This is a genomic window from Pseudomonas sp. GNP013, from assembly GCF_054343995.1.
Genome location: NZ_JBTGUT010000001.1, coordinates 5,469,090 through 5,488,909 on the forward strand (window position 1 = coordinate 5,469,090; position 19,820 = coordinate 5,488,909).

The window sequence follows — 19,820 nt, forward strand, 5'->3', positions numbered from 1 at the left end:
ACATTTGAATGTGTTCGCACAGCAACTGTGGCAGGGGGCTTGCTCCCGATAGCGGTCTCACATTCAGGGCATCACTCCATGACACAACACAGTGATCTGTTAATCGTCGGCGCCGGCATCCTCGGCCTGTCCCACGCCTACGCCGCCGCCAAGCGCGGCCTCAAGGTCAAGGTGTTCGAGCGCAGCGCCACGCCGTTGGGCGCCTCGGTGCGCAACTTCGGCCAGGCCCTGGTCACCGGGCAGCCGCCAGGCACGATGCTTGACCTGGCGCGCGAAAGCCGCGCCATCTGGGGCCACTGGGCCGAGGTTGCCGGGCTGCAACTCAAGCGCAATGGCGCGTACCTGTTCGCCCGCACCGAAGCCGAAGAGCACCTGCTCGAAGCCTTCTGCGCCGGGCGTGCCCGTGAATACGGCTACAACGTCGAGCTGTTGCAGGGCGCTGCGATGCGCGGCCTGTACGACGGCCAGTTCCGCCATCACCGCGCCGCGCTGCATGGCAAGGACGATCAGCAGCTATATTCGCGCGAAGCGATCCCGGCGCTGATCCACTACCTCCGCCAGGCGCTGAACGTGGAGTTTTATTTTTCCACGCTGGTGCGCGACGTCGAACCCGGCCAGTTGCACAGCACGGCGGGGAGTTTTCGCGGTGAGCAGATCATTGTCTGCTCCGGCCACGACTACCAGACCCTGTTGGCCGAGCCGATCGCCCAACTCAACCCGCATATCTGCCGCCTGCAAATGCTGCGCGCCCGGCCTGCGCGCAATCTGAACCTGCAACATGCCTTGCTCACGGGCCTCAGTTGTGTGCACTACGGCGCGTTTGCCGACTTGCCCGAAGCCGCGCCGGTGCAGGCGCAGATACTGCGCGAGGCGCCGCACCTGCATGAACACGGCATTCACCTGCTGATCAGCCCTACGCCCCATGGCGAACTGATCATCGGCGACTCCCACGACTACGGCAGCGATGCCTCGCCGTTCAATGCCGAGCAGGTCGACGACTGGCTGATCGAGCTGGCCGAGCAGACCCTGGGCTGCAAGGTCCAGGTGATCGAACGTTGGCAGGGCGTCTATGGCTCGCGGGGGCCGGGTCCGTTTTCATTCCTGCGCACGGCACCGGGCGTAAGCGCGGCATTGATGCACACCGGCGTGGGCATGAGCGTGGGCCCGGCGCTTGGCGAGCGCAATATCACCACGTTGTGGGGGGAGGCGTGATGGACCGGGAGCAGGCGATAGCCGAGGTATTCGGCCTGTACGAGCAGCACGGCACGGCGGATTACATCGGCGAGCCGGTGTCGCAGCTCGAGCACATGTCCCAGGCCGCGCAACTGGCGATGGCCGAGGGTTTTGACGATGAAGTGGTGCTGGCGGCGTTCTTCCACGATATCGGCCACTTGTGCGGGCAGGGCGGCGAGAACATGGGCGGTTATGGCGTGCTCAGCCATGAGCGACTGGGCGCGGACTACCTGCGCCGTGCCGGTTTCAGCGAACGCCTGGCCCGGCTGGTGGAATACCACGTGCAGGCCAAGCGTTACCTCACCTTCAGTCAGCCGGGTTATTACGCGCGGCTAAGCGAAGCCAGCCGGCGCACCCTGGCTTATCAGGGCGGCGTGATGAGCGCCGAAGAGGCGCTGGCCTTTGAACAGGACCCGCTCTGCGCGGTTAGCCTGCGCCTGCGTCATTGGGACGAGCAGGCTAAAGCCGTGCAGGTGCCGGTACTCGACCTCGACCTGCTCAAGGTCAAGGCACGGCAGGTGTTGGCGGGCTAGGGCTCGTCCAGTCGCCCTGCCAGGGCTTCGACCTGTTCGTGGCGTTCGGCCTGGCTCAGTCTTGCGCCGGGGTTGAGGGACGACCATTGCGGGTAGGCGCGGGCCTTGTGCAGTGCGTCCGGCAGCTTGCCTTCGCGCCAGGTTTTGTCCTGGGGCGTGTCGACCTTGATGCTGTGCATCGCCGCATGGCCGCGCAGGTTCAGGGCCTTGAGCAACTGGCGCTGGCGCAACGCGAGTAGACGCAGCACGCTGTCGTCGACGGTCAGTTCGCGCTGGCCCTTGATCTTGCCCAGCAGGCGGCTGCCGTAGCTGCGTGCGGTTTGCAGCGCGCCGCCGGCAATTGCGCCGGCAAGCGCGGCGGCGCCGAGGGTCAGGCCACCGACCAGTAAATCCACGCCAGCACCCGCTGCTGCGCCGGCAGCGATCCCGCCGCCGACGCGCACGCCCAATTGCTTGAGGGTTTGCGGGTTGAACAGGTCATCACCCCAGCGCCCGTCCAGCAGTGGCAGGTCGCTGGCGGCGGCGTCCTGGGGGCGGAAGCCGAACAGCTTGAGCAACGCCTCCACGCATTTTTGTTCGCGCTGGCGCACGGCTTTGCGCAGATCGCCGACGGCTTGCTGCTCATCTTCGGTCACCACGCTGCGTCGGCATGCGGCGCAATCAATCAACAGCTCGGCGATCAAGCGGGCGGCGCTTTGCTGGCGGGCCTGGCGTTGGGCGTCCTGGTCGAGAATCAAGCGTTCCAGTTGTGGTCGAGCGTTTTCCAGCAGCAGGGCCAGGCTTTCGTACAGGCGGCGTTCACCGTCTTCGGGCGGCGCCACGCTGTCGAAACGCACCAGCGCATGCAGGCCGAGGCGCGCCAGGGCTTCGCGCCAGTCGGGCTCGCGGTGCTCGCTGCTGCTGACAAAATTGAGCACCGGCAGCAACGGTTTGCCGCAACTGGCCAGCACCTGCAGCTCATCGCGGTACTTGGCCAGCACCGGCTCGCGGGCGTCAATCACATACAGGCCAGCGTCCGAGGCCAGCAGTTGGCGCAGCACCTTGGCCTCCTGTTCGAAACGCTGGCGCGCTTCGCTGCCGTCGAGGAAGCGGGCCAGATGCGCCGGGCCATCGAGGCGTTCGCCGGGGCGATCGAGGCGTTCCAGATAGTCGAGCAGGGCGATGGCATCTTCCAGGCCAGGCGTGTCGTACAGCTCCAGCAAGGCTTCGCCATCCACCGACAGGCGCGCGCCTTCCACATGCCGCGTGGTGCTGGGGCGATGGGAGACCTCGCCGAACCCCACGTCACGGGTGAGGGTGCGCAGCAGCGAGGTCTTGCCCACGTTGGTGTGGCCGACCACGGCGAGTGTCAGCGGTTTAGTCATGACCGGTCTCCAGCCAGTTCAGTGGCGCGCTGTCGGCGAAGGGCAGTTCCAGCTGTTGCAGCGCGCTGTGCCAATCGCCCAGGCGCTCGGCGTCCAACGCCTGGCCGGGCGGCGCTTGCAGCAGCCACACGCGGGTGGCGGTGGCACTGCGCGCCAGTTCAGCGATCAGCGCCAGGCTACCGCGATCCGGCGAGCGGCGCGGGTCGCAGGCGATGGCCAGGCGTGCGGGCGGAAAGCGCGTGAGTTGTTCCAACAGCGTGTTGCGCGATTCGCGGCTGTCGAGGATGCCAGCGTGCTTTACGTTGGCGGGCAGTTTCGGCGGCCAGCTGCGCTGATCGTCCAGTTCGATGGCCACCAGCAGCGCGCCGTCGCTCGCCAGGTCGCTGATGCCGCCGGTGATGTGATGCAGCTGTTGCGGCGCGGCATCGTTGACCCCAAGGCGCTCGCTGCTCGGCATCAGCCGCTCGCGCAGTTGACTGTAGCCGGGCAGGTTGAGGTCCAGGCTCAGGGCGGCGCGCCCGTGTTTCCAGCGCCACAGGCACAGCAAAGCGAGGACCAGTCTTGGCAGCACGCCGTACACCAGCAACACACCGACCAGCCAGGCAGCCCAGGCCTGGCGGGCGCTTTCGATATTCAGCGCGGCGTCGCCGCTGGCGCGGATCATCTCGACGTTCGGTACGTTGAAACCGAGCGCGGCGGGCGCGGCGCCAAGGGCCTGGGTCACGGCGACAAAGCTGTCGGCACTGAGGATGGTGGTTTCCCACACGAAGCCGTAGCGGCGAGTGGCGAGCAGTGTCAGCACAATCACCAGGGCGCTGAGCAGGGCCAGCAGCCACAGGCTGTTGACCAGCACGCCGACTGCCCAGCGATTGAGTTTGCGGCGTTGCAACAGCAGCAACAAGGCGGGCGCCAGTTGGGCGGCCCTGGCATCGCGTGCAAGTTTTTCGCTGAGCCACAGCCACAGGCGCCCGAGGCTGGCGCTGTGTTCGCCGGCAAACAAAAGGCCCAGTGCCCAGCTCATCAACAGGATCAGGTTCAAGCCGAGCAGGCTGCCCAGGGCCCAAAACACATTCACGGGTACAAGGCCGTTACCCAGCGCTGCAAACCCCAGGCCGGCGCCGCTGATCACGGCCACGATGGCCAGCAACACCAGCGCCAGACGCGCGCCTTGCAGCCAGCGGGTGAGGGCGGCGCTCAGCCCGTCGCGCTCGGCCAGGTGCAGGGCGCGGTGCACAATACGTGTCGGCAGGTCGCCACCGGCCGCGCGGGCCAGGCGGTTGGCTTCGAGGTCTTCCAGGGGGCCGGCGTGTTCTTCGCGCAGGCGCACGGCTTCCGTCAGCCAAAGTTTTTGCAGGGGGGGCAGTGCTGTCACGCGCGGTCCTGTTGAACAAGTGAGCCTGGAGCATAACCGCAGTCTGGCGGGTCTGGTATTCTCGTCGCCATGAAAAAAACTCTCCCTTTAAGCCTGATCGCAGCCCTCGGTGAAAACCGCGTGATCGGCGTCGACAACAGCATGCCCTGGCATTTGCCGGGGGATTTCAAATATTTCAAGGCCACCACGCTGGGCAAGCCGATCATCATGGGGCGCAAGACCTGGGATTCCCTGGGCCGACCGTTGCCGGGGCGCTTGAACCTGGTGGTCAGCCGTCAGACCGACTTGGCGCTCGAAGGTGCGCAAGTTTTTCCGTCGCTGGAAGCGGCGGTGCAGTGCGCTGAACAATGGGCGCTGGCGCAAGGTGTGGACGAGCTGATGCTGATCGGCGGCGCGCAATTGTATGCGCAGGGGCTGGAACAGGCGGATCGGCTTTATCTGACGCGAGTGGCGCTGAGCCCTGAGGGGGATGCGTGGTTTCCCGAGTTTGATCGCAGCCAGTGGACGCTGGTGTCGACTGTCGAGAATGCGGCCGAGGGGGAAAAGCCGGCGTACAACTTCGAAGTGTGGGAAAAAGCCTGACCTGGGGGCGATAAGCCTGACTTGCAAAAAAAGGCTTCTTGCGCCACCGTAATGACTAATGTCTTTACAGTGAGGGCTGCCTGATGGCCTCTATCAACGTACGTATCGATGACGAACTGAAGGCGCGTGCTTATCACGAGCTGGAAAAGCTCGGCGTCACCCCATCGGAATTAATCCGTCAAGCCTTGCAGTACGTAGCAGAGCGAGGCCAATTACCGTTCAAACCAGTCCTTATGACTGAAGAGGATGAAGCATTATTGGCAACCGTTCGGGAGCGGCTGGCAGTACCGCAGCGAGTAAAGGTTTCGTTGGATGACCTATGAACTCGAGTTTGATGCACGCGCTTTGAAGGAGTGGCACAAACTGGGCGATACCGTTCGTCAACAGTTTAAAAAGAAGTTGGTTGAAATATTGATCAATCCACGCATTGAGGCCAGCCGTCTGCATGGTTTGCCCGATTGCTACAAAATCAAGCTCCGCAGCAGCGGCTATCGATTGGTCTATCAAGTGATAGATCGGGAGATCACGGTGTTCGTGGTGGCTGTAGATAGGCGTGAGCGTGATGAGGTTTACCGAAAAGCGGCTGATCGTTTGAGCTAGCAGGGAGTGAACTCCCTGCCAGCTTATTTCGTCAGGCCTGCGCTAACTCCGCATGCTCATCGGCCTCCAGCAAGGCCTTATCCGTCTGCCCCATGATCTGGCTGGTAATCGCGCCGGCCGTCATTGAGCCGTTCACGTTCAGCGCCGTGCGGCCCATGTCGATCAGCGGTTCCACGGAAATCAGCAGCGCCACCAGTGACACCGGCAAGCCCATCGCCGGCAATACGATCAACGCGGCAAAGGTCGCGCCGCCGCCCACGCCAGCCACACCGGCCGAACTCAAGGTCACAATCGCCACCAGGGTTGCGATCCACAGCGGGTCCAGCGGGTTGATGCCCACGGTTGGCGCAACCATTACCGCCAGCATCGCCGGGTAGAGACCGGCGCAGCCGTTCTGGCCGATGGTCGCGCCGAACGAGGCGGCGAAGCCGGCGATGGATTGCGGGATGCCCAGGCGACGGGTCTGCGCTTCAATGCTCAGCGGAATCGCCGCCGCGCTGGAGCGGCTGGTGAAGGCAAAGGTCAGCACCGGCCACACCTTGCGGAAAAACCGCAGCGGGTTGACCCCGGCCAGCGACAGCAGCACGCCGTGCACCACAAACATCAGGCCCAGGGCCAGGTACGACACCACGACGAAGCTGCCGAGCTTGATGATGTCCTGCAGGTTGGAGCCGGCGACCACCTTGGTCATCAGCGCCAATACACCATACGGCGTCAGTTTCATCACCAGGCGCACCAGGCGCATCACCCAGGCTTGCAGGGTGTCGATGGCGTTGACGACCTTGCGGCCTTTTTCCACGTCGTCCTTGAGCAGTTGCAGCGCGGCAACCCCGAGGAACGCGGCGAAGATCACCACACTGATGATCGACGTTGGCTTGGCCCGGGCCAGGTCGGCGAACGGGTTGGCCGGCACGAACGACAACAGCAATTGCGGGATATTCAGGTCGGCGACCTTGCCCGCGTAATCGCTCTGGATCACTTGCAGGCGCGCCATTTCCTGGGTGCCGGCCACCAGCCCTTGGGCGGTGAGGCCGAACAGGTTGGTCAGGCCGATGCCGATCAATGCCGCAATTGCCGTGGTGAACAGCAGCGTACCGATGGTCAGGAAGCTGATCTTGCCCAGGGACGAAGCGTTATGCAGGCGCGCCACGGCACTGAGGATCGAGGCGAACACCAGCGGGATCACGATCATTTGCAGCAGTTGCACGTAGCCGTTGCCGACCAGGTCGAACCAGCCGATCGAGGCCTTGAGCACAGGGTGCCCGGCGCCGTAGATGGCGTGCAATACCACACCGAACGCAACGCCGAGCGCCAAGGCAAACAGCACCTTTTTCGCCAGGCTCCAGTTCGTGCGACGGGTTTGTGCCAGGCCCAGCAGCAGGGCCACGAACACCAGCAAGTTGAGGATCAGGGGCAGATTCATTGAAGCTCCAATGAGAAGGCAGCCAATCGCGAGAGCCTGCGATTGCGAACCGGGAAGGCTAACACCTTGAAATATATTGATTTAATACCGATATGGAATGGTGACTGTCGTTTTTGGAATAAGCATGTGACGTTCAGGCGTATGTGTCTGCCGCAATCACGATGTGCACGGTCGTGCACGACATGGGAACTGTCACAGGGATTTGTTAGGGTCGGTGTCTTTCACTCAGGGAACCAACGCCTATGAAGCTCGCGCCGAAACTTCTTGCCGCCGCACTTTGCCTCGGTCTCGCCAGTCAGGCGTTCGCCGCCACCGAGTTGAAACACTGGCCTGCGCCGGCCGCCAAGCAATTGAATGAAATGATCGCGGCCAACGCCAACAAGGGTAACTACGCGGTCTTCGACATGGACAACACCAGCTACCGCTACGACCTCGAAGAGTCCCTGCTGCCCTACATGGAAAACAAGGGGCTGATTACGCGTGACAGTCTCGACCCCTCGCTCAAGCTGATGCCGTTCAAAGACACCGCCGAGCACAAGGAAAGCCTGTTCAGTTACTACTATCGTCTGTGCGAAGTGGACGACATGGTCTGCTACCCGTGGGTGGCCCAGGTGTTCTCCGGCTTCACCCTCAAGGAGCTGAAGGTGCAGGTGGATGAGCTGATGGCGTCCGGCAAACCGGTGCCGGTCAGCTATTTCGAAGGCGACGTGGTGAAGAAATCCGAGGTGCAGCCGCCGAAGGTCTTCACCGGCCAGGCCGAGCTGTACAACAAGCTGATGGAAAACGGCATCGAGGTGTACGTGATGACTGCCGCGTCCGAGGAGCTGGTGCGCATGGTCGCGGCCGATCCGAAGTACGGCTACAACGTCAAACCCGAAAACGTCATCGGCGTGAGCACCCTGCTCAAGGACCGCAAGACCGGCGAGCTGACCACCGCACGTAAACAGATCGCCGCCGGCAAGTATGACGAGAAGGCCAACCTTGGCCTGCAACTCACCCCTTACCTGTGGACCCCGGCGACCTGGATGGCCGGCAAGCACGCGGCGATCCTCACCTACATCGACGAATGGAAAAAACCGGTGATCGTCGGCGGCGACACACCGACCAGCGATGGCTACATGCTGTTTCACGACGTGGACGTGGCCAAGGGCGGCATCCACCTGTGGATCAACCGCAAGGACAAATACATGACCCAACTGAACGGCATGATGGCCAAGCACGCAGCGGCGCAGGCCAAGGAAGGGTTGCCGGTGACGGCAGACAAGAACTGGGTGATCGTCAAGCCTGACGAGATTCAGTAACTCCGGGTGTACACAGGCAACTGTGGGAGGGAGCAAGCCCCCTCCCACATGTTTGATCCTCATTGCCCGGGGACTTTCTCCAGGCAAAAAAATGCCCCGCAGCTGGCGGGGCATTTTTTTGGGCGAGCTTACAGGCCGTCGAGCATCGCCTTGTTACGCACCGCGCCCTTGTCGGCACTGGTGGCCAACAGCGCGTAAGCCTTCAAGGCGGTGGTGACTTTGCGCGGACGCTTCTCCACCGGCTTCCAACCCTTCTTGTCCTGCTCGACCCGGCGTGCCGCCAGTTCTTCATCGCTGACCAACAGGTTGATCGAGCGGTTCGGAATGTCGATCAGCACCTTGTCGCCATCCTGCACCAGGCCAATCGCGCCGCCGGCAGCAGCTTCCGGTGAAGCGTGGCCGATGGACAGGCCCGAGGTGCCGCCGGAGAAACGGCCGTCGGTGAGCAGGGCGCAGGCTTTGCCCAGGCCCTTTGATTTCAGATAGGACGTGGGGTAGAGCATCTCCTGCATGCCTGGGCCGCCTTTCGGGCCTTCGTAGCGGATGATCACGATATCGCCTTCCTTCACTTCGTCAGCGAGGATGCCACGTACCGAGCTGTCCTGGCTTTCGTAGATCCTGGCGCGACCTTCGAACACATGGATCGACTCATCCACGCCGGCGGTTTTCACCACGCATCCGTCGACGGCGATGTTGCCGTACAGCACGGCCAGGCCGCCTTCCTGGGAATAGGCGTGCTCGACGCTGCGAATGCAGCCGTTTTCACGGTCGTCGTCCAGGGTGTCCCAACGGGTCGACTGGCTGAACGCGGTCTGCGTGGGGATACCCGCCGGGCCGGCCTTGAAGAAGTGATGCACCGCTTCGTCGTCCGTCTGGGTGATGTCCCATTTGGCGATGCCTTCGGCCAGGGATTTGCTGTGCACGGTCGGCAGGTCGGTGTGCAGCAGGCCGCCACGGGCCAGGGAGCCGAGGATCGAAAAGATCCCGCCGGCGCGGTGCACGTCTTCCATGTGGTACTTCTGGATGTTCGGCGCGACCTTGCACAACTGCGGCACGTGGCGGGACAGACGGTCGATGTCGCGCAGGTCGAAATCGATCTCGGCCTCTTGAGCGGCGGCCAGCAAGTGCAGGATGGTGTTGGTGGAACCGCCCATGGCGATATCCAGGGTCATGGCGTTTTCGAACGCCTTGAAGTTGGCGATGTTGCGCGGCAATACCGACTCATCGTTCTCGGTGTAGTAACGCTTGCACAGCTCGACGATGGTACGGCCGGCCTGCAGGAACAACTGCTCGCGGTCGCTGTGGGTGGCCAGTGTCGAACCGTTGCCCGGCAAGGCCAGGCCCAGGGCTTCGACCAGACAGTTCATCGAGTTGGCGGTGAACATGCCAGAGCACGAACCGCAAGTCGGGCAGGCACTGCGTTCGTATTCCGCGACCTTCTCGTCAGAGGCGCTGGAATCGGCGGCGATGACCATGGCGTCCACCAGGTCGAGGCCGTGGGAGGCGAGTTTGGTCTTGCCGGCTTCCATCGGGCCGCCGGACACAAAGATCACCGGAATGTTGAGGCGCAGGGCGGCCATCAGCATGCCAGGGGTGATCTTGTCGCAGTTGGAGATGCACACGATGGCGTCTGCGCAGTGGGCGTTGACCATGTATTCGACGGAGTCGGCGATGATCTCGCGGCTCGGCAGCGAATAGAGCATGCCGTCATGGCCCATGGCGATGCCGTCGTCCACGGCGATGGTGTTGAATTCTTTCGCTACACCGCCGGCGCGTTCGATTTCGCGGGCGACCAATTGGCCCAGGTCCTTGAGGTGCACGTGGCCGGGCACGAACTGGGTAAAGGAGTTGGCAATCGCGATGATCGGCTTCTTGAAGTCGTCATCCTTCATCCCCGTGGCACGCCACAGTGCGCGCGCGCCGGCCATGTTGCGGCCATGGGTGGATGTTTTCGAGCGGTAATCTGGCATGGAGCACTCCGGGCGGCTAATCAGGTTCTTGAGGGGAGTGAGCTTCTATGGACGTCTGACACACTCAGAAAATGGCTGTGTGCGCAAAAGTTGCCTCTCGCGTTGCGGGATCGCCGCAGGCTGGGCCTTGAGCTCATAAACCCGCCGGGGGATGACTGGCGATGAATAGCGCCGATTCTACACCGCTGGGGGTTTGAGGGAATGGCCCGGATGTGAAGATAGCGGCTACAGGACGTGCGGACGATCACGGATCAGCGCGTTCAAGCCGAGCCCGACGGCGCTGAGGATTAAGAAGCAGAGGGCGAGGGCCGTGGTCAGGTTGGCGCTGGCCAGGTTGACCACCAGGCTGATCAGGCCGCCGCACATGAAAATCAGCAGGCTGCCGGCGGAGGTCGCTGTGCCGGCGAGCTGCGGGTAGAGCGTCATGGCCCTGGAGTTGGCGATGGGGCGACAAATGGTAGTGCCGGCGGTGCAGATCAGCATGGGGATTAAAACGGCGGCGGCAGACAGGCCCCATTGCCAGGCCAGCCAGAGCATGACCAGTCCCGAAAAAGCGATCAGCAACAGGCCTGCGGTGATCTGCCTGTCGCCGGTCATCCTGCGGTGCAGGATGCTGGCCATGACGCCGCCCAATACGTAAGCCGCGCCGTACAGCAGTAGTGCCCAGGCGAACTGATAGGCCGAGAGGTTCAGGCGCTCCATGAAGATCACGGGTGACATGACGATAAACGAGAAATGGCAGGCAAAAGCCAGGGCGGAAATCAGCCAATAGCCGACGAAACGAAAGTCGGAAAACAGCAGCCAATAGCCGCTGAAAAACTGCCGCAATGAAGGGCGATGAGTGCTGCGCGAGTCGTGCATCAGGCGTGCAGACCAGAGCCATACCGCAGTGGCGAGCATGATGAAGACATAAAAACTCGCCTCCCAGCCGCCGTAAAGTTGTAGCCAGGTGCCCATCAGCGGCGAGCTGGAGATGAAAATCCCGCCGGCGGTGGTCATCCATATTCGAATTCGCTCCAGCTCCCGGCCCGCAAACACGTCCTGGATCAGCGCCTGCGACAAGGCGAACGCCCCGCATCCCACCGCTTGAAGCACGCGAAAGCCGACAAACCAGCCGAACGTCGGGGCCAGCAAGCAACCCACTGCGCCGGCTGCTGACACAGCGATGCCGATCAACAACAGTTTTTTGCGACCGAACATGTCGGACAACGGCCCGATCAACAGCAGCGAAACGGCCAGGCCCAGGGCGAAAATGCTCACTGATTGAGCAACCTCGGAAGGTGTTGTGTGAAATTGACTGGACAGCGCGGGGAAGGAGGGGAGTACCACGTCGAGTGGGAAGACCGCGAGCAGTGTCATGGTCATCAGTAGCGTGACGAAGGATGTTTTTTGCGTAGTTGATGCGAGTGCAGACATGGGGGTTTTCCGGTTTAAAACCAGAGACCGATAGTAGTCTGCGAAAAATCGAATTCAATCAAAACCGGGTGGGAAGCTTCCCTGATTCGCGTAGTGCGCAGCCGTAAGAAAAATCTTCATGGCGCCACATAAGCAGATGTGGGAGCGGTTTGCTCCCACATTTGATCTGCGTTCTATCAGCTGTTAGGCAGCAACCGGCACGTAATGCTCTTGATATACCGCGTCTCGACAATCGCCGGGTGCACCGGGTGGTCCGGGCCCTGGCCGCCGCGTTCGAGCATCTGGATGTTGCGGTCCAGGTGGCGGGCGCTGGTGAGCAGGATGTTTTGCAGGTCGTCTTCCGGCAGGTGCATGGAGCACGAGGCGCTGACGAGGATGCCGTCCTTGCTGAGCAGGCGCATGGCTTGCTCGTTCAGGCGGCGGTAGGCGCCTTCGCCGTTTTTCATGTCTTTTTTGCGTTTGATGAAGGCCGGTGGGTCGGCGACGATTACGTCGAAGCGTTCTTCGCTGGCTTTGAGTTCTTTCAACGCCTCAAAGACGTCGCCTTCGATGCAGGTCATCTTCTCGGCAACGCCGTTCAGCGCAGCGTTGCGCTCCACGCCGTCGAGGGCGAAAGACGAAGCGTCGACGCAGAACACTTCGCTGGCGCCGAACGCGGCCGCTTGCACGCCCCAGCCGCCGATGTAGCTGTACAGGTCGAGCACGCGTTTGCCCTTGGCATACGGGGCCAGGCGCGCGCGGTTCATGCGGTGGTCGTAGAACCAGCCGGTCTTCTGGCCCTGGATTACCGGGGCTTCGAATTTCACGCCGTTTTCTTCCAGCGCCACCCACTCCGGCACCAGGCCGAACACGGTTTCGACGTAGCGGTTAAGGCCTTCGGCGTCGCGCGCGGCGGAGTCGTTCTTGAACAGGATGCCGCTGGGCTTGAGCACTTGGGTCAGCGCGGCAATTACGTCTTCTTTGTGGGCTTCCATGGTCGCTGACGCGATCTGCACCACCAGAATGTCGCCGAAACGGTCGACCACCAAACCTGGCAGCAGGTCGGAATCGCCGTAGACCAGGCGGTAAAACGGCTTGTCGAACAGGCGATCACGCAGGGACAGGGCGACGTTGATGCGGTGCACCAGCAGGGATTTGTCCAAAGGCAACTTGATGTCACGGGACAGCAGGCGGGCGCAGATCAGGTTGTTGGGGCTCATGGCCACGATGCCCAGGGTCTTGCCGCCGGCCGCTTCGAGGATGGCCTGGTCGCCTGCCTGGAAGCCGTTGAGTGGGGTGGCGGCCACGTCGATTTCGTTGCTGTAGACCCACAGGTGGCCGTTGCGCAAACGACGATCGGCGTTGGCTTTGAGACGCAGGCTTGGCAGGGACATGACGTCGCTCCGGAAAAAAGAGCGGGAGTATACCGTGTTGTGTAGGAACTCGCCCCGCCGCCGGATATGTGGGAGCGGTTTCAGTTCGGTATTTGGGTGTCGGCGAAGTCTTCATAAAGGTTAGAATCGCCGCCTAGCCCAGAGTATGTACTTATGTCCCAAGAGCTTTCCGCCGAGCAGATCCAGCAGGCCCTGCAAGGTATCAGCGTACCGCCCCAACCGCAGATCATGGTGGATTTGCAGATGGAGCAGTACATGCCCGATCCGGACCTGGGCGTCATCGCCCGGTTGATCGCCCAGGACCCTGGCCTGTCCGGCGCGTTGCTGAAAATCGTCAACTCGCCGTATTACGGCCTGAGCAACAAGATCGCCTCGATCCAGCGCGCGGTGAACCTGCTGGGCAGCCGCTCGATCATCAACCTGATCAATGCGCAGTCGATCAAGGGCGAGATGAGCGATGACACCATCGTCACCCTCAATCGCTTCTGGGACACCGCCCAGGACGTGGCCATGACCTGCCTCACCCTGGCCAAGCGCACCGGCTCGCAGACCGTCGATGAAGCCTACGCCCTGGGCTTGTTTCACGATTGCGGCGTGCCGCTGATGCTCAAGCGCTTCCCCGACTACATGACGGTGCTCGAGCAGGCCTACGCCAATGCCGGCCCCGACTGTCGGGTGGTCGACACCGAGAACAACGCGTTCAACACCAACCATGCGGTGGTCGGCTACTACACCGCCAAGTCCTGGCGCTTGCCGGAGCATGTGACCGACGCTATCGCCAATCACCATAACGCCCTGGCGATTTTCAGCGATGAGTCGTCGCGCACTCCGCAGCTTAAAAACCTGCTGGCGATCCTGAAGATGGCCGAGCACATCTGTTCCTCTCACCGCGTGCTGGGCGGTCAGGCAGAAGACCATGAGTGGAATGCCATCGGTCACCTGGTGCTCGATTACGTCGGCCTGTCGGACTACGACTTTGAAAGCATGAAGTTGTCGATCCGCGAGCTGGGCGCGAACTGACCCGTCAGCCAAGAGGTACACATGCCCGAGTTACCCGAAGTCGAAACCACCCGTCGCGGGATTGCGCCGCACCTGGAAGGCCAGCGCGTCAGTCGCGTGGTGGTGCGCGAACGGCGCCTGCGCTGGCCGATCCCGGAGGACCTGGATGTGCGCCTGTCCGGGCAGCGCATCGTGGGGGTGGAGCGGCGGGCCAAGTACCTGTTGATCAATGCCGAAGTGGGCACGCTGATCAGCCATCTGGGCATGTCGGGCAACCTGCGCATGGTTGAAATCGGGCTGCCGGCGGCCAAGCATGAGCATGTGGATATCGAGCTGGAATCGGGCCTGGCGCTGCGCTACACCGACCCGCGCCGTTTCGGCGCCATGCTCTGGAGCCAGGACCCGCACAACCACGCGTTGCTGCTGAGCCTGGGGCCGGAGCCGTTGACCGACCTGTTTGACGGCGAGCGGCTGTTCCAGATGTCCCGTGGGCGGTCGATGGCGATCAAACCGTTCATCATGGACAACGCGGTGGTGGTGGGCGTGGGCAATATCTATGCGACCGAAGCGCTGTTTGCGGCCGGGATCGAGCCGCGTCGGGCGGTGGGCGGTATTTCGCGGGCGCGTTATTTGAAGCTGGCGATCGAGATCAAGCGGGTGCTGGCGGCTGCCATCGAGCGCGGCGGCACCACGTTGCGCGACTTTATTGGCGGTGACGGGCAGCCGGGGTATTTCCAGCAGGAGCTGTTCGCCTACGGCCGGGGCGGCGAGGCGTGCAAGGTGTGCGGGACCGAGTTGCGCAATGTGCTGCTGGGGCAGCGGGCGAGTGTGTTTTGCCCCAGGTGTCAGCGCTGATTGCCGGGTGATGGCTGAGATTGCCATCGGGAGCAAGCCCCCTCCCACATTGGGTCGCCTTCAACTCGGTCCAGTGTGGGAGGCGGCTTGCTCCCGATGAGGCCCAGCAGGGCAACCCAACTGTTCAGGCCTTGCCGGTAATCAACCGGTACTTCTCCATCAACTGCTCTTCAGTTTCAGGGTGGGCCTCATCCAGCGGAATGCAATCCACCGGGCACACCTGCTGGCACTGCGGCTCGTCGTAGTGGCCGACGCACTGGGTGCACAGGTTGGGGTCGATCACGTAGATCTCTTCGCCCTGGGAAATCGCAGCGTTCGGGCACTCGGGTTCGCAGACGTCGCAATTGATGCAATCGTCGGTGATGATCAGGGACATGGAAACTCCTGCCAGGGCTGTCAGCCAAGGCAACTGAAAACGACTAATGCGCGCAATTGTGCCGCATTGGCGCCCGCAGTGCGAGCGCACATGACCTGCGGCAATAGGCGAGAGACGCCTGGCAGCCCCTACTTCTTGAAGCGCAGTGTCAGCGCATCCGCCACGGCGGGGTGAACGAACTTGGTGATATCTCCGCCCAGCGCGGCGATTTCCCGCACCAGCGTCGACGAAATGAACGAGTAACGCTCCGAAGGCGTGAGGAACAGGCTCTCGACGTCCGGTGCCAGTTGGCGGTTCATGTTGGCCAGCTGGAATTCGTATTCGAAATCCGACACCGCGCGCAGGCCTCGCAGGAACACATTGGCGTTCTGCTCCTTGGCGAAATGCGCCAGTAACGTCGAAAAGCCCACCACTTCGACGTTGGGCAGGTGCCGGGTGACCTCACGCGCCAGTTCCACGCGCTGCTCCAGGGGAAACAGCGGGTTTTTCTTGGGGCTGGCAGCGACCGCGATGATCACATGGTCGAACAGGCGAGAGGCGCGCTCGACCAGATCGCCATGGCCTTTGGTAATCGGGTCGAAGGTTCCTGGATACAACACTCGGTTCATCGCGTCGTCCTGGCGGAGTCCGTTGGGGAACCGGATGGTATCGCAGCCATCCCGGTCGGGAAAGTCAACTTATGTAGATACATACCGCTGATCGGCGGTATTTTCATGCCGTTTTCAGACGTTCGGCCAACGCCGTCGCCAGTTTGGCGCTCAAGCCGTACACCGATAATTGCGGGTTGGCGCCAATGCTGGTGGGGAACAGCGAGCCATCGTGGATCGACAGATTGCGCAACTGGTGATGGCGTCCGAGGCTGTCGGCCACCGCGTTTTTCGGGTCTTCGCCCATGGCACACCCGCCCATCACATGGGCGCTGCCCAGGGTTGTCCGGTGCAGTTCCAGGCTCAGTTCGTCAATCATGCGGCGGGCGTCGGCCAGGCTGTTCACGTAGCGCGCGTCATGGTGCAGCGGCTTGACCGACCTGGCGCCCGCCGCGAACTGAATCTCGGCCATGCTGTGAAACGCGCGGCGCAGGCCGTCCCAGGCGTAGGGCGAGACCTGATAGTCGAGCACCGGCGTGCCATCACCGCGTAAACCGACGGTGCCTCCCGGGCTGTCGGGGTGAAACCCGTCGCGCAACAGCGCAAGCATGGCGTGGGTGTTGGGTAACTGGCCCATGTCCAGCGCGTTCGCGCTGCCGTAGCCGCCAAACAGTGTGCTGGCCAATCCGGGGTGCAGGGGTGGCGCTTCCAGTTTGTAGGACATTTTGCCGGTAACGCCATCCTGCCATTGGAAATGGTCGGAATAAATCGACTGCGGCGCGCCGTAGAACGGGTTGATCACCTCATCAAATAGCCCCGCAGAGAAGTTCACCAGGTGCAGAAAGGTGCGCTTGCCGAGCCGCGAATGCGGGTCCGGCGCGTTGGAGCGCATCAGCAGCGCCGGGCTGTTGATGCCGCCGCCCGACAGCACGTAATGCCTGGCTTTCACCGTGATCCTGCGCCCGGTCGGCGCCACGCAACGCTCGTCCATGGCCACGCATTCCAGGCTGCTGATGGCATCGCCGCTGTAGTTGAACTGCTCGGCGCGAGCGAGGTAGAGCAGCTCGCCGCCTTGCTCCAGGGTGGAGGGAATGGTGGTCACCAGCATCGACTGCTTGGCATTCACCGGGCAGCCCATGCCGCAGTAGCCCAGGTTGAAACAACCACGCACGTTGCGCGGGATCACGTGCCAGCTGTAGCCGAGTTTTTCACAGCCCTTGCGGATCACATCGTTGTTGGCGTTCGGCGGCAGTGCCCAGGGCGCAATGCCCAGGCGCTGCTCCATTTTTTCGAACCAGGGCGCCATCTCGCTGCTGCTGTGGCCCGTCACCGAGTATTCGCTGGCCCAGTGGGCGAGGGTGGCGTCCGGCGTGCGAAAGCTGGAGGTCCAATTGATCAGCGTGGTCCCGCCCACGGCCCGGCCTTGCAGGATGGTGATGGCGCCGTCCTTGCTCATGCGTCCGATGCCCTCCTGATACAGGTTGGCGTAGGCCTCGTCCTCCAGCAGCTTGAAGTCGCTGCTGGTCTTGAGTGGGCCTTCCTCGATCAGCAGCACCTTGTAGCCTGCGGCGCTGAGGATCTCGGCGGTGGTGCCGCCACCGGCGCCGCTGCCGATGATCGCGACGTCGGCTTCCAGGCTCAGGTCGCGGTCGAGGGCGGCGCCGTTGTGGGTTTTCCAGCCACGGGCCAGGCCGTCGCGGAACAGATCGGGTACGGGCATAGGTGGGCACTCTTGTTTTTGTTGTGCGAAATTGCGGTCACTGTCAGAGGTGAGGCGGGCCGGGGTAGCCGCAATGGGCCCAGGACGCCGGCCGGAAATACCAGGCCATGATCACCAGCTTGAGCAACGAGCCCTGGCCCATGCGCAGCAGGTTGAGGTAGCTGTTCTCCCAGCGCAGCAGGAAGTGACGGATCTGCTCGCTGCTGGCGTTTTCCCAACTGCCCCAGATGCCGGTCAGCGGGCCGCGGGTAATGCCCATGGCGAGGACGTCGAACAACTGCTGGGTGAGCTTGAACATCTCCGGCGACAGGTATTGCAGGCTGTAATCGAGCTTTTTGAGCGCGTCTTCAATCCCGGCGGCGACCTCCTGAACGCTGGCAACACCGTCGAGCAACACCGGCATCACCGCCCGCAAAAATGGCAGGTCGCTGCTGCGCAGCATCGCAAAGCCGCTGGCCGGGGTGCTGGCGGAGCAGCCGCTGAGGCTGGCGCCTAGCCCTGCGGTAGCCAGGAAAGCACTGGCGCACAGGCCGATTTTCAGGATGCCACGCCGTGACAGCGCGGGGGAATCAGTCAGGCTGGGGTTCATTGTTATTGTTGTCCCGTGGGTGGCGGAATCAGCGAACAAACAGCTTCTGAATCAGCTTCTGGATCGATTTGCCGTAGGGCGGGTAGATCAGCTTCGCCGCGTTCAGGCGTTGCTTGACCAACACACCCTTGGCTTTGCTGAAGGTGAGAAAGCCTTCGTGGCCGTGGTAGTGGCCCATGCCCGATGGGCCGATGCCGCCAAACGGCAGGTCGTCCTGGGCCACGTGCAGCAGGGTGTCGTTCAGGCAGACGCCGCCCGAATGGGTTTCGTGCAGCACTCGGTCTTGTTCGCGCTTGTTGTAGCCGAAGTAATACAGCGCCAGCGGGCGAGGGCGTTGGTTGATGTAGGCAAAGGCCTGGTCGATGTCGCGATAGGGCACGACGGGCAATACCGGGCCGAAGATTTCGTCCTGCATCACCGTCATGTCGTCGCTGACATTCAGCAGCAGGCTGTGGGCCATGCGCCGTGCCTGGCTCTGGTCATACAGCGGGACCAGCGTGGCGCCCTTGTCGGTGGCGTCCTTTACATAGGCAGTGAGCCGCGCCAACTGTCGTTCGTTGATGATCGCGGTGTAGTCCGGGTTGTCGACCAGCGTCGGATAGAACCCGCGAACCGCCTTGCGGTAGGCCTCCACGAAAGCGTCCACGCGGTGTTCCGGCACCAGCACGTAGTCCGGCGCCACACAGGTTTGTCCGGCATTCAAGGCTTTGCCGAAAGCGATGCGCTCGGCGGCATCCTTGAGCGGCACATCGGCGGAGACAATCGCCGGCGACTTGCCGCCCAGCTCCAGCGTGACTGGCGTGAGGTGCTCGGCGGCCGCGCGCATCACATGCTTGCCAATGCTGGTGGCGCCGGTGAACAGCAGGTGGTCGAAGCGCAGCCTGGAAAACGCCACGCCCACATCGGCTTCGCCCAGCACCACGCACACCAGGTCTTCGGGGAAGATCTTCGCCAGCAGCGTTTTGAGCAGCTCGCCGGTGGCGGGGGTGGACTCGCTGAGCTTCAACATCACCCGATTACCGGCCGCCAGCGCTCCGACCAGCGGGCCGATGGCCAGGTACAGCGGGTAATTCCAGGGCACGATCACCCCGACCACGCCGAGCGGTTGGTAGATGACTTTGGCTGACGCGGGCTGGAAGGCAATGCCTACGGCGCGGCGCGACGGTTTCATCCAGCCCTTGAGGTGTTTGCTGGCGTAGTGGATGCCATGCAGGCTGGGCATCAGCTCGGCGAACAGGGTTTCGTCTGCGCTGCGGTGGCTGAAATCCTCGCTGATCGCGCGGATCAACGCCTGGCGTTCATCGCTGAGCAATTCGCGCAAGGCCTTGAGCCATTGCTGGCGCTGCGCAGCAGGCGGCATCGGGTTGGCGGCGTAGGCGCGGCGCTGGGCGTCGAACAGCGGCTGAAGCTGGTCCAGCGCCTGGGAGTCCTGCAGGTAGGCAACAGTGGCAGACATGGTGCAGCCCCGATTGTTATTGGTCTGCCTGGATTTTTAGAGTCATTGCTCTAAATTGTCAAATAACATTG

19 protein-coding genes are annotated in these 19,820 nt (G+C 62.6%); 8 read left to right on the forward strand and 11 right to left on the reverse strand.

What is annotated here, in order from left to right:
• Positions 1–78 precede the first annotated feature (78 nt).
• Both ACXX81_RS24205 and ACXX81_RS24210 read left to right on the forward strand, forming a co-directional pair.
• On the forward strand, positions 79–1,212 hold the full coding sequence (locus ACXX81_RS24205) for a TIGR03364 family FAD-dependent oxidoreductase (RefSeq protein ID WP_209986013.1): 1,134 nt from the start codon (positions 79–81) through the stop codon (positions 1,210–1,212).
• Complete coding sequence (locus ACXX81_RS24210) at positions 1,212–1,766, forward strand: phosphonate degradation HD-domain oxygenase (RefSeq protein WP_231422747.1); 555 nt, start codon at positions 1,212–1,214, stop codon at positions 1,764–1,766. The genes ACXX81_RS24205 and ACXX81_RS24210 overlap by 1 nt, the downstream gene beginning before the upstream one ends.
• Here ACXX81_RS24210 and ACXX81_RS24215 read toward each other — a convergent pair.
• Together ACXX81_RS24215 and ACXX81_RS24220 are read right to left on the reverse strand one after the other, a co-directional pair.
• Positions 1,763–3,130 (reverse strand): DUF3482 domain-containing protein, encoded by a 1,368-nt coding sequence (locus tag ACXX81_RS24215; protein WP_458572527.1) that lies wholly within the window; start codon positions 3,128–3,130, stop codon positions 1,763–1,765. The two genes, ACXX81_RS24210 and ACXX81_RS24215, sit on opposite strands and share 4 nt — an antisense overlap.
• On the reverse strand, positions 3,123–4,502 hold the full coding sequence (locus ACXX81_RS24220) for a DUF2868 domain-containing protein (RefSeq protein WP_458572528.1): 1,380 nt from the start codon (positions 4,500–4,502) through the stop codon (positions 3,123–3,125). The genes ACXX81_RS24215 and ACXX81_RS24220 overlap by 8 nt, the downstream gene beginning before the upstream one ends.
• 69 nt (positions 4,503–4,571) lie before the next feature.
• Here ACXX81_RS24220 and ACXX81_RS24225 point away from each other — a divergent pair, with 69 nt between their 5' ends.
• The 3 genes from ACXX81_RS24225 (at position 4,572) to ACXX81_RS24235 (ending at position 5,684) form a co-directional block, all read left to right on the forward strand.
• Positions 4,572–5,084, forward strand: coding sequence for a dihydrofolate reductase (locus ACXX81_RS24225; protein WP_209986006.1), 513 nt, complete (start codon positions 4,572–4,574; stop codon positions 5,082–5,084).
• A gap of 83 nt (positions 5,085–5,167) precedes the next feature.
• Positions 5,168–5,407, forward strand: a complete 240-nt coding sequence (locus tag ACXX81_RS24230; RefSeq protein ID WP_458572529.1) for a type II toxin-antitoxin system RelB/DinJ family antitoxin — start codon at positions 5,168–5,170, stop codon at positions 5,405–5,407.
• A complete protein-coding gene (locus ACXX81_RS24235; protein WP_209986002.1) occupies positions 5,397–5,684 on the forward strand; it encodes a type II toxin-antitoxin system RelE family toxin in 288 nt (95 codons plus the stop codon). The genes ACXX81_RS24230 and ACXX81_RS24235 overlap by 11 nt, the downstream gene beginning before the upstream one ends.
• 31 nt (positions 5,685–5,715) lie before the next feature.
• Here the strand turns inward: ACXX81_RS24235 and ACXX81_RS24240 are convergent, their stop codons facing one another.
• On the reverse strand, positions 5,716–7,107 hold the full coding sequence (locus ACXX81_RS24240; RefSeq protein WP_458572530.1) for an L-cystine transporter: 1,392 nt from the start codon (positions 7,105–7,107) through the stop codon (positions 5,716–5,718).
• A gap of 242 nt (positions 7,108–7,349) precedes the next feature.
• Here ACXX81_RS24240 and ACXX81_RS24245 point away from each other — a divergent pair, with 242 nt between their 5' ends.
• Positions 7,350–8,408, forward strand: coding sequence for an HAD family hydrolase (locus ACXX81_RS24245; protein WP_458572531.1), 1,059 nt, complete (start codon positions 7,350–7,352; stop codon positions 8,406–8,408).
• A gap of 128 nt (positions 8,409–8,536) precedes the next feature.
• Here the strand turns inward: ACXX81_RS24245 and ilvD are convergent, their stop codons facing one another.
• The 3 genes from ilvD to ACXX81_RS24260 all read right to left on the reverse strand — a co-directional run bounded on the left by ilvD (position 8,537) and on the right by ACXX81_RS24260 (position 13,167).
• Complete coding sequence (ilvD, locus tag ACXX81_RS24250) at positions 8,537–10,378, reverse strand: dihydroxy-acid dehydratase (RefSeq protein ID WP_231422743.1); 1,842 nt, start codon at positions 10,376–10,378, stop codon at positions 8,537–8,539.
• A 225-nt stretch (positions 10,379–10,603) separates the two neighbouring features.
• The gene (locus ACXX81_RS24255; protein WP_458572532.1) at positions 10,604–11,794 is read right to left on the reverse strand and encodes an MFS transporter; all 1,191 of its coding nucleotides are present in this window, start codon (positions 11,792–11,794) and stop codon (positions 10,604–10,606) included.
• A gap of 176 nt (positions 11,795–11,970) precedes the next feature.
• Positions 11,971–13,167, reverse strand: coding sequence for a class I SAM-dependent rRNA methyltransferase (locus ACXX81_RS24260; protein WP_209985989.1), 1,197 nt, complete (start codon positions 13,165–13,167; stop codon positions 11,971–11,973).
• 153 nt (positions 13,168–13,320) lie between these two features.
• Between ACXX81_RS24260 and ACXX81_RS24265 the strand changes: the two genes are divergently transcribed.
• Positions 13,321–14,187, forward strand: coding sequence for an HDOD domain-containing protein (locus ACXX81_RS24265; RefSeq protein WP_209985986.1), 867 nt, complete (start codon positions 13,321–13,323; stop codon positions 14,185–14,187).
• A 21-nt stretch (positions 14,188–14,208) separates the two neighbouring features.
• Positions 14,209–15,021, forward strand: coding sequence for a bifunctional DNA-formamidopyrimidine glycosylase/DNA-(apurinic or apyrimidinic site) lyase (gene mutM / locus ACXX81_RS24270; protein ID WP_458572533.1), 813 nt, complete (start codon positions 14,209–14,211; stop codon positions 15,019–15,021).
• Positions 15,022–15,145: 124 nt separating this feature from the next.
• On the opposite strand, the gene ACXX81_RS24275 is transcribed toward mutM, so the two are convergent.
• From ACXX81_RS24275 to ACXX81_RS24295, 5 genes are all read right to left on the reverse strand, one after another.
• Positions 15,146–15,397 carry a YfhL family 4Fe-4S dicluster ferredoxin gene (locus ACXX81_RS24275; RefSeq protein ID WP_003213796.1) on the reverse strand — a complete coding sequence of 84 codons (252 nt, stop codon included), beginning with the start codon at positions 15,395–15,397 and terminating at the stop codon, positions 15,146–15,148.
• 128 nt (positions 15,398–15,525) lie between these two features.
• Positions 15,526–16,005 carry a pantetheine-phosphate adenylyltransferase gene (coaD, locus tag ACXX81_RS24280; protein ID WP_003234650.1) on the reverse strand — a complete coding sequence of 160 codons (480 nt, stop codon included), beginning with the start codon at positions 16,003–16,005 and terminating at the stop codon, positions 15,526–15,528.
• Between the two features lie 103 nt (positions 16,006–16,108).
• Positions 16,109–17,704: a GMC family oxidoreductase gene (locus ACXX81_RS24285; RefSeq protein WP_322212121.1), complete on the reverse strand. Its 1,596-nt coding sequence runs from the start codon at positions 17,702–17,704 to the stop codon at positions 16,109–16,111.
• 43 nt (positions 17,705–17,747) lie between these two features.
• Entirely contained in the window at positions 17,748–18,293 is a 546-nt protein-coding gene (locus ACXX81_RS24290; RefSeq protein WP_209985977.1) for a twin-arginine translocation pathway signal protein, read from the reverse strand.
• Between the two features lie 28 nt (positions 18,294–18,321).
• The gene (locus ACXX81_RS24295) at positions 18,322–19,749 is read right to left on the reverse strand and encodes a coniferyl aldehyde dehydrogenase (RefSeq protein ID WP_322212120.1); all 1,428 of its coding nucleotides are present in this window, start codon (positions 19,747–19,749) and stop codon (positions 18,322–18,324) included.
• Between the last annotated feature and the right edge of the window lie 71 nt (positions 19,750–19,820).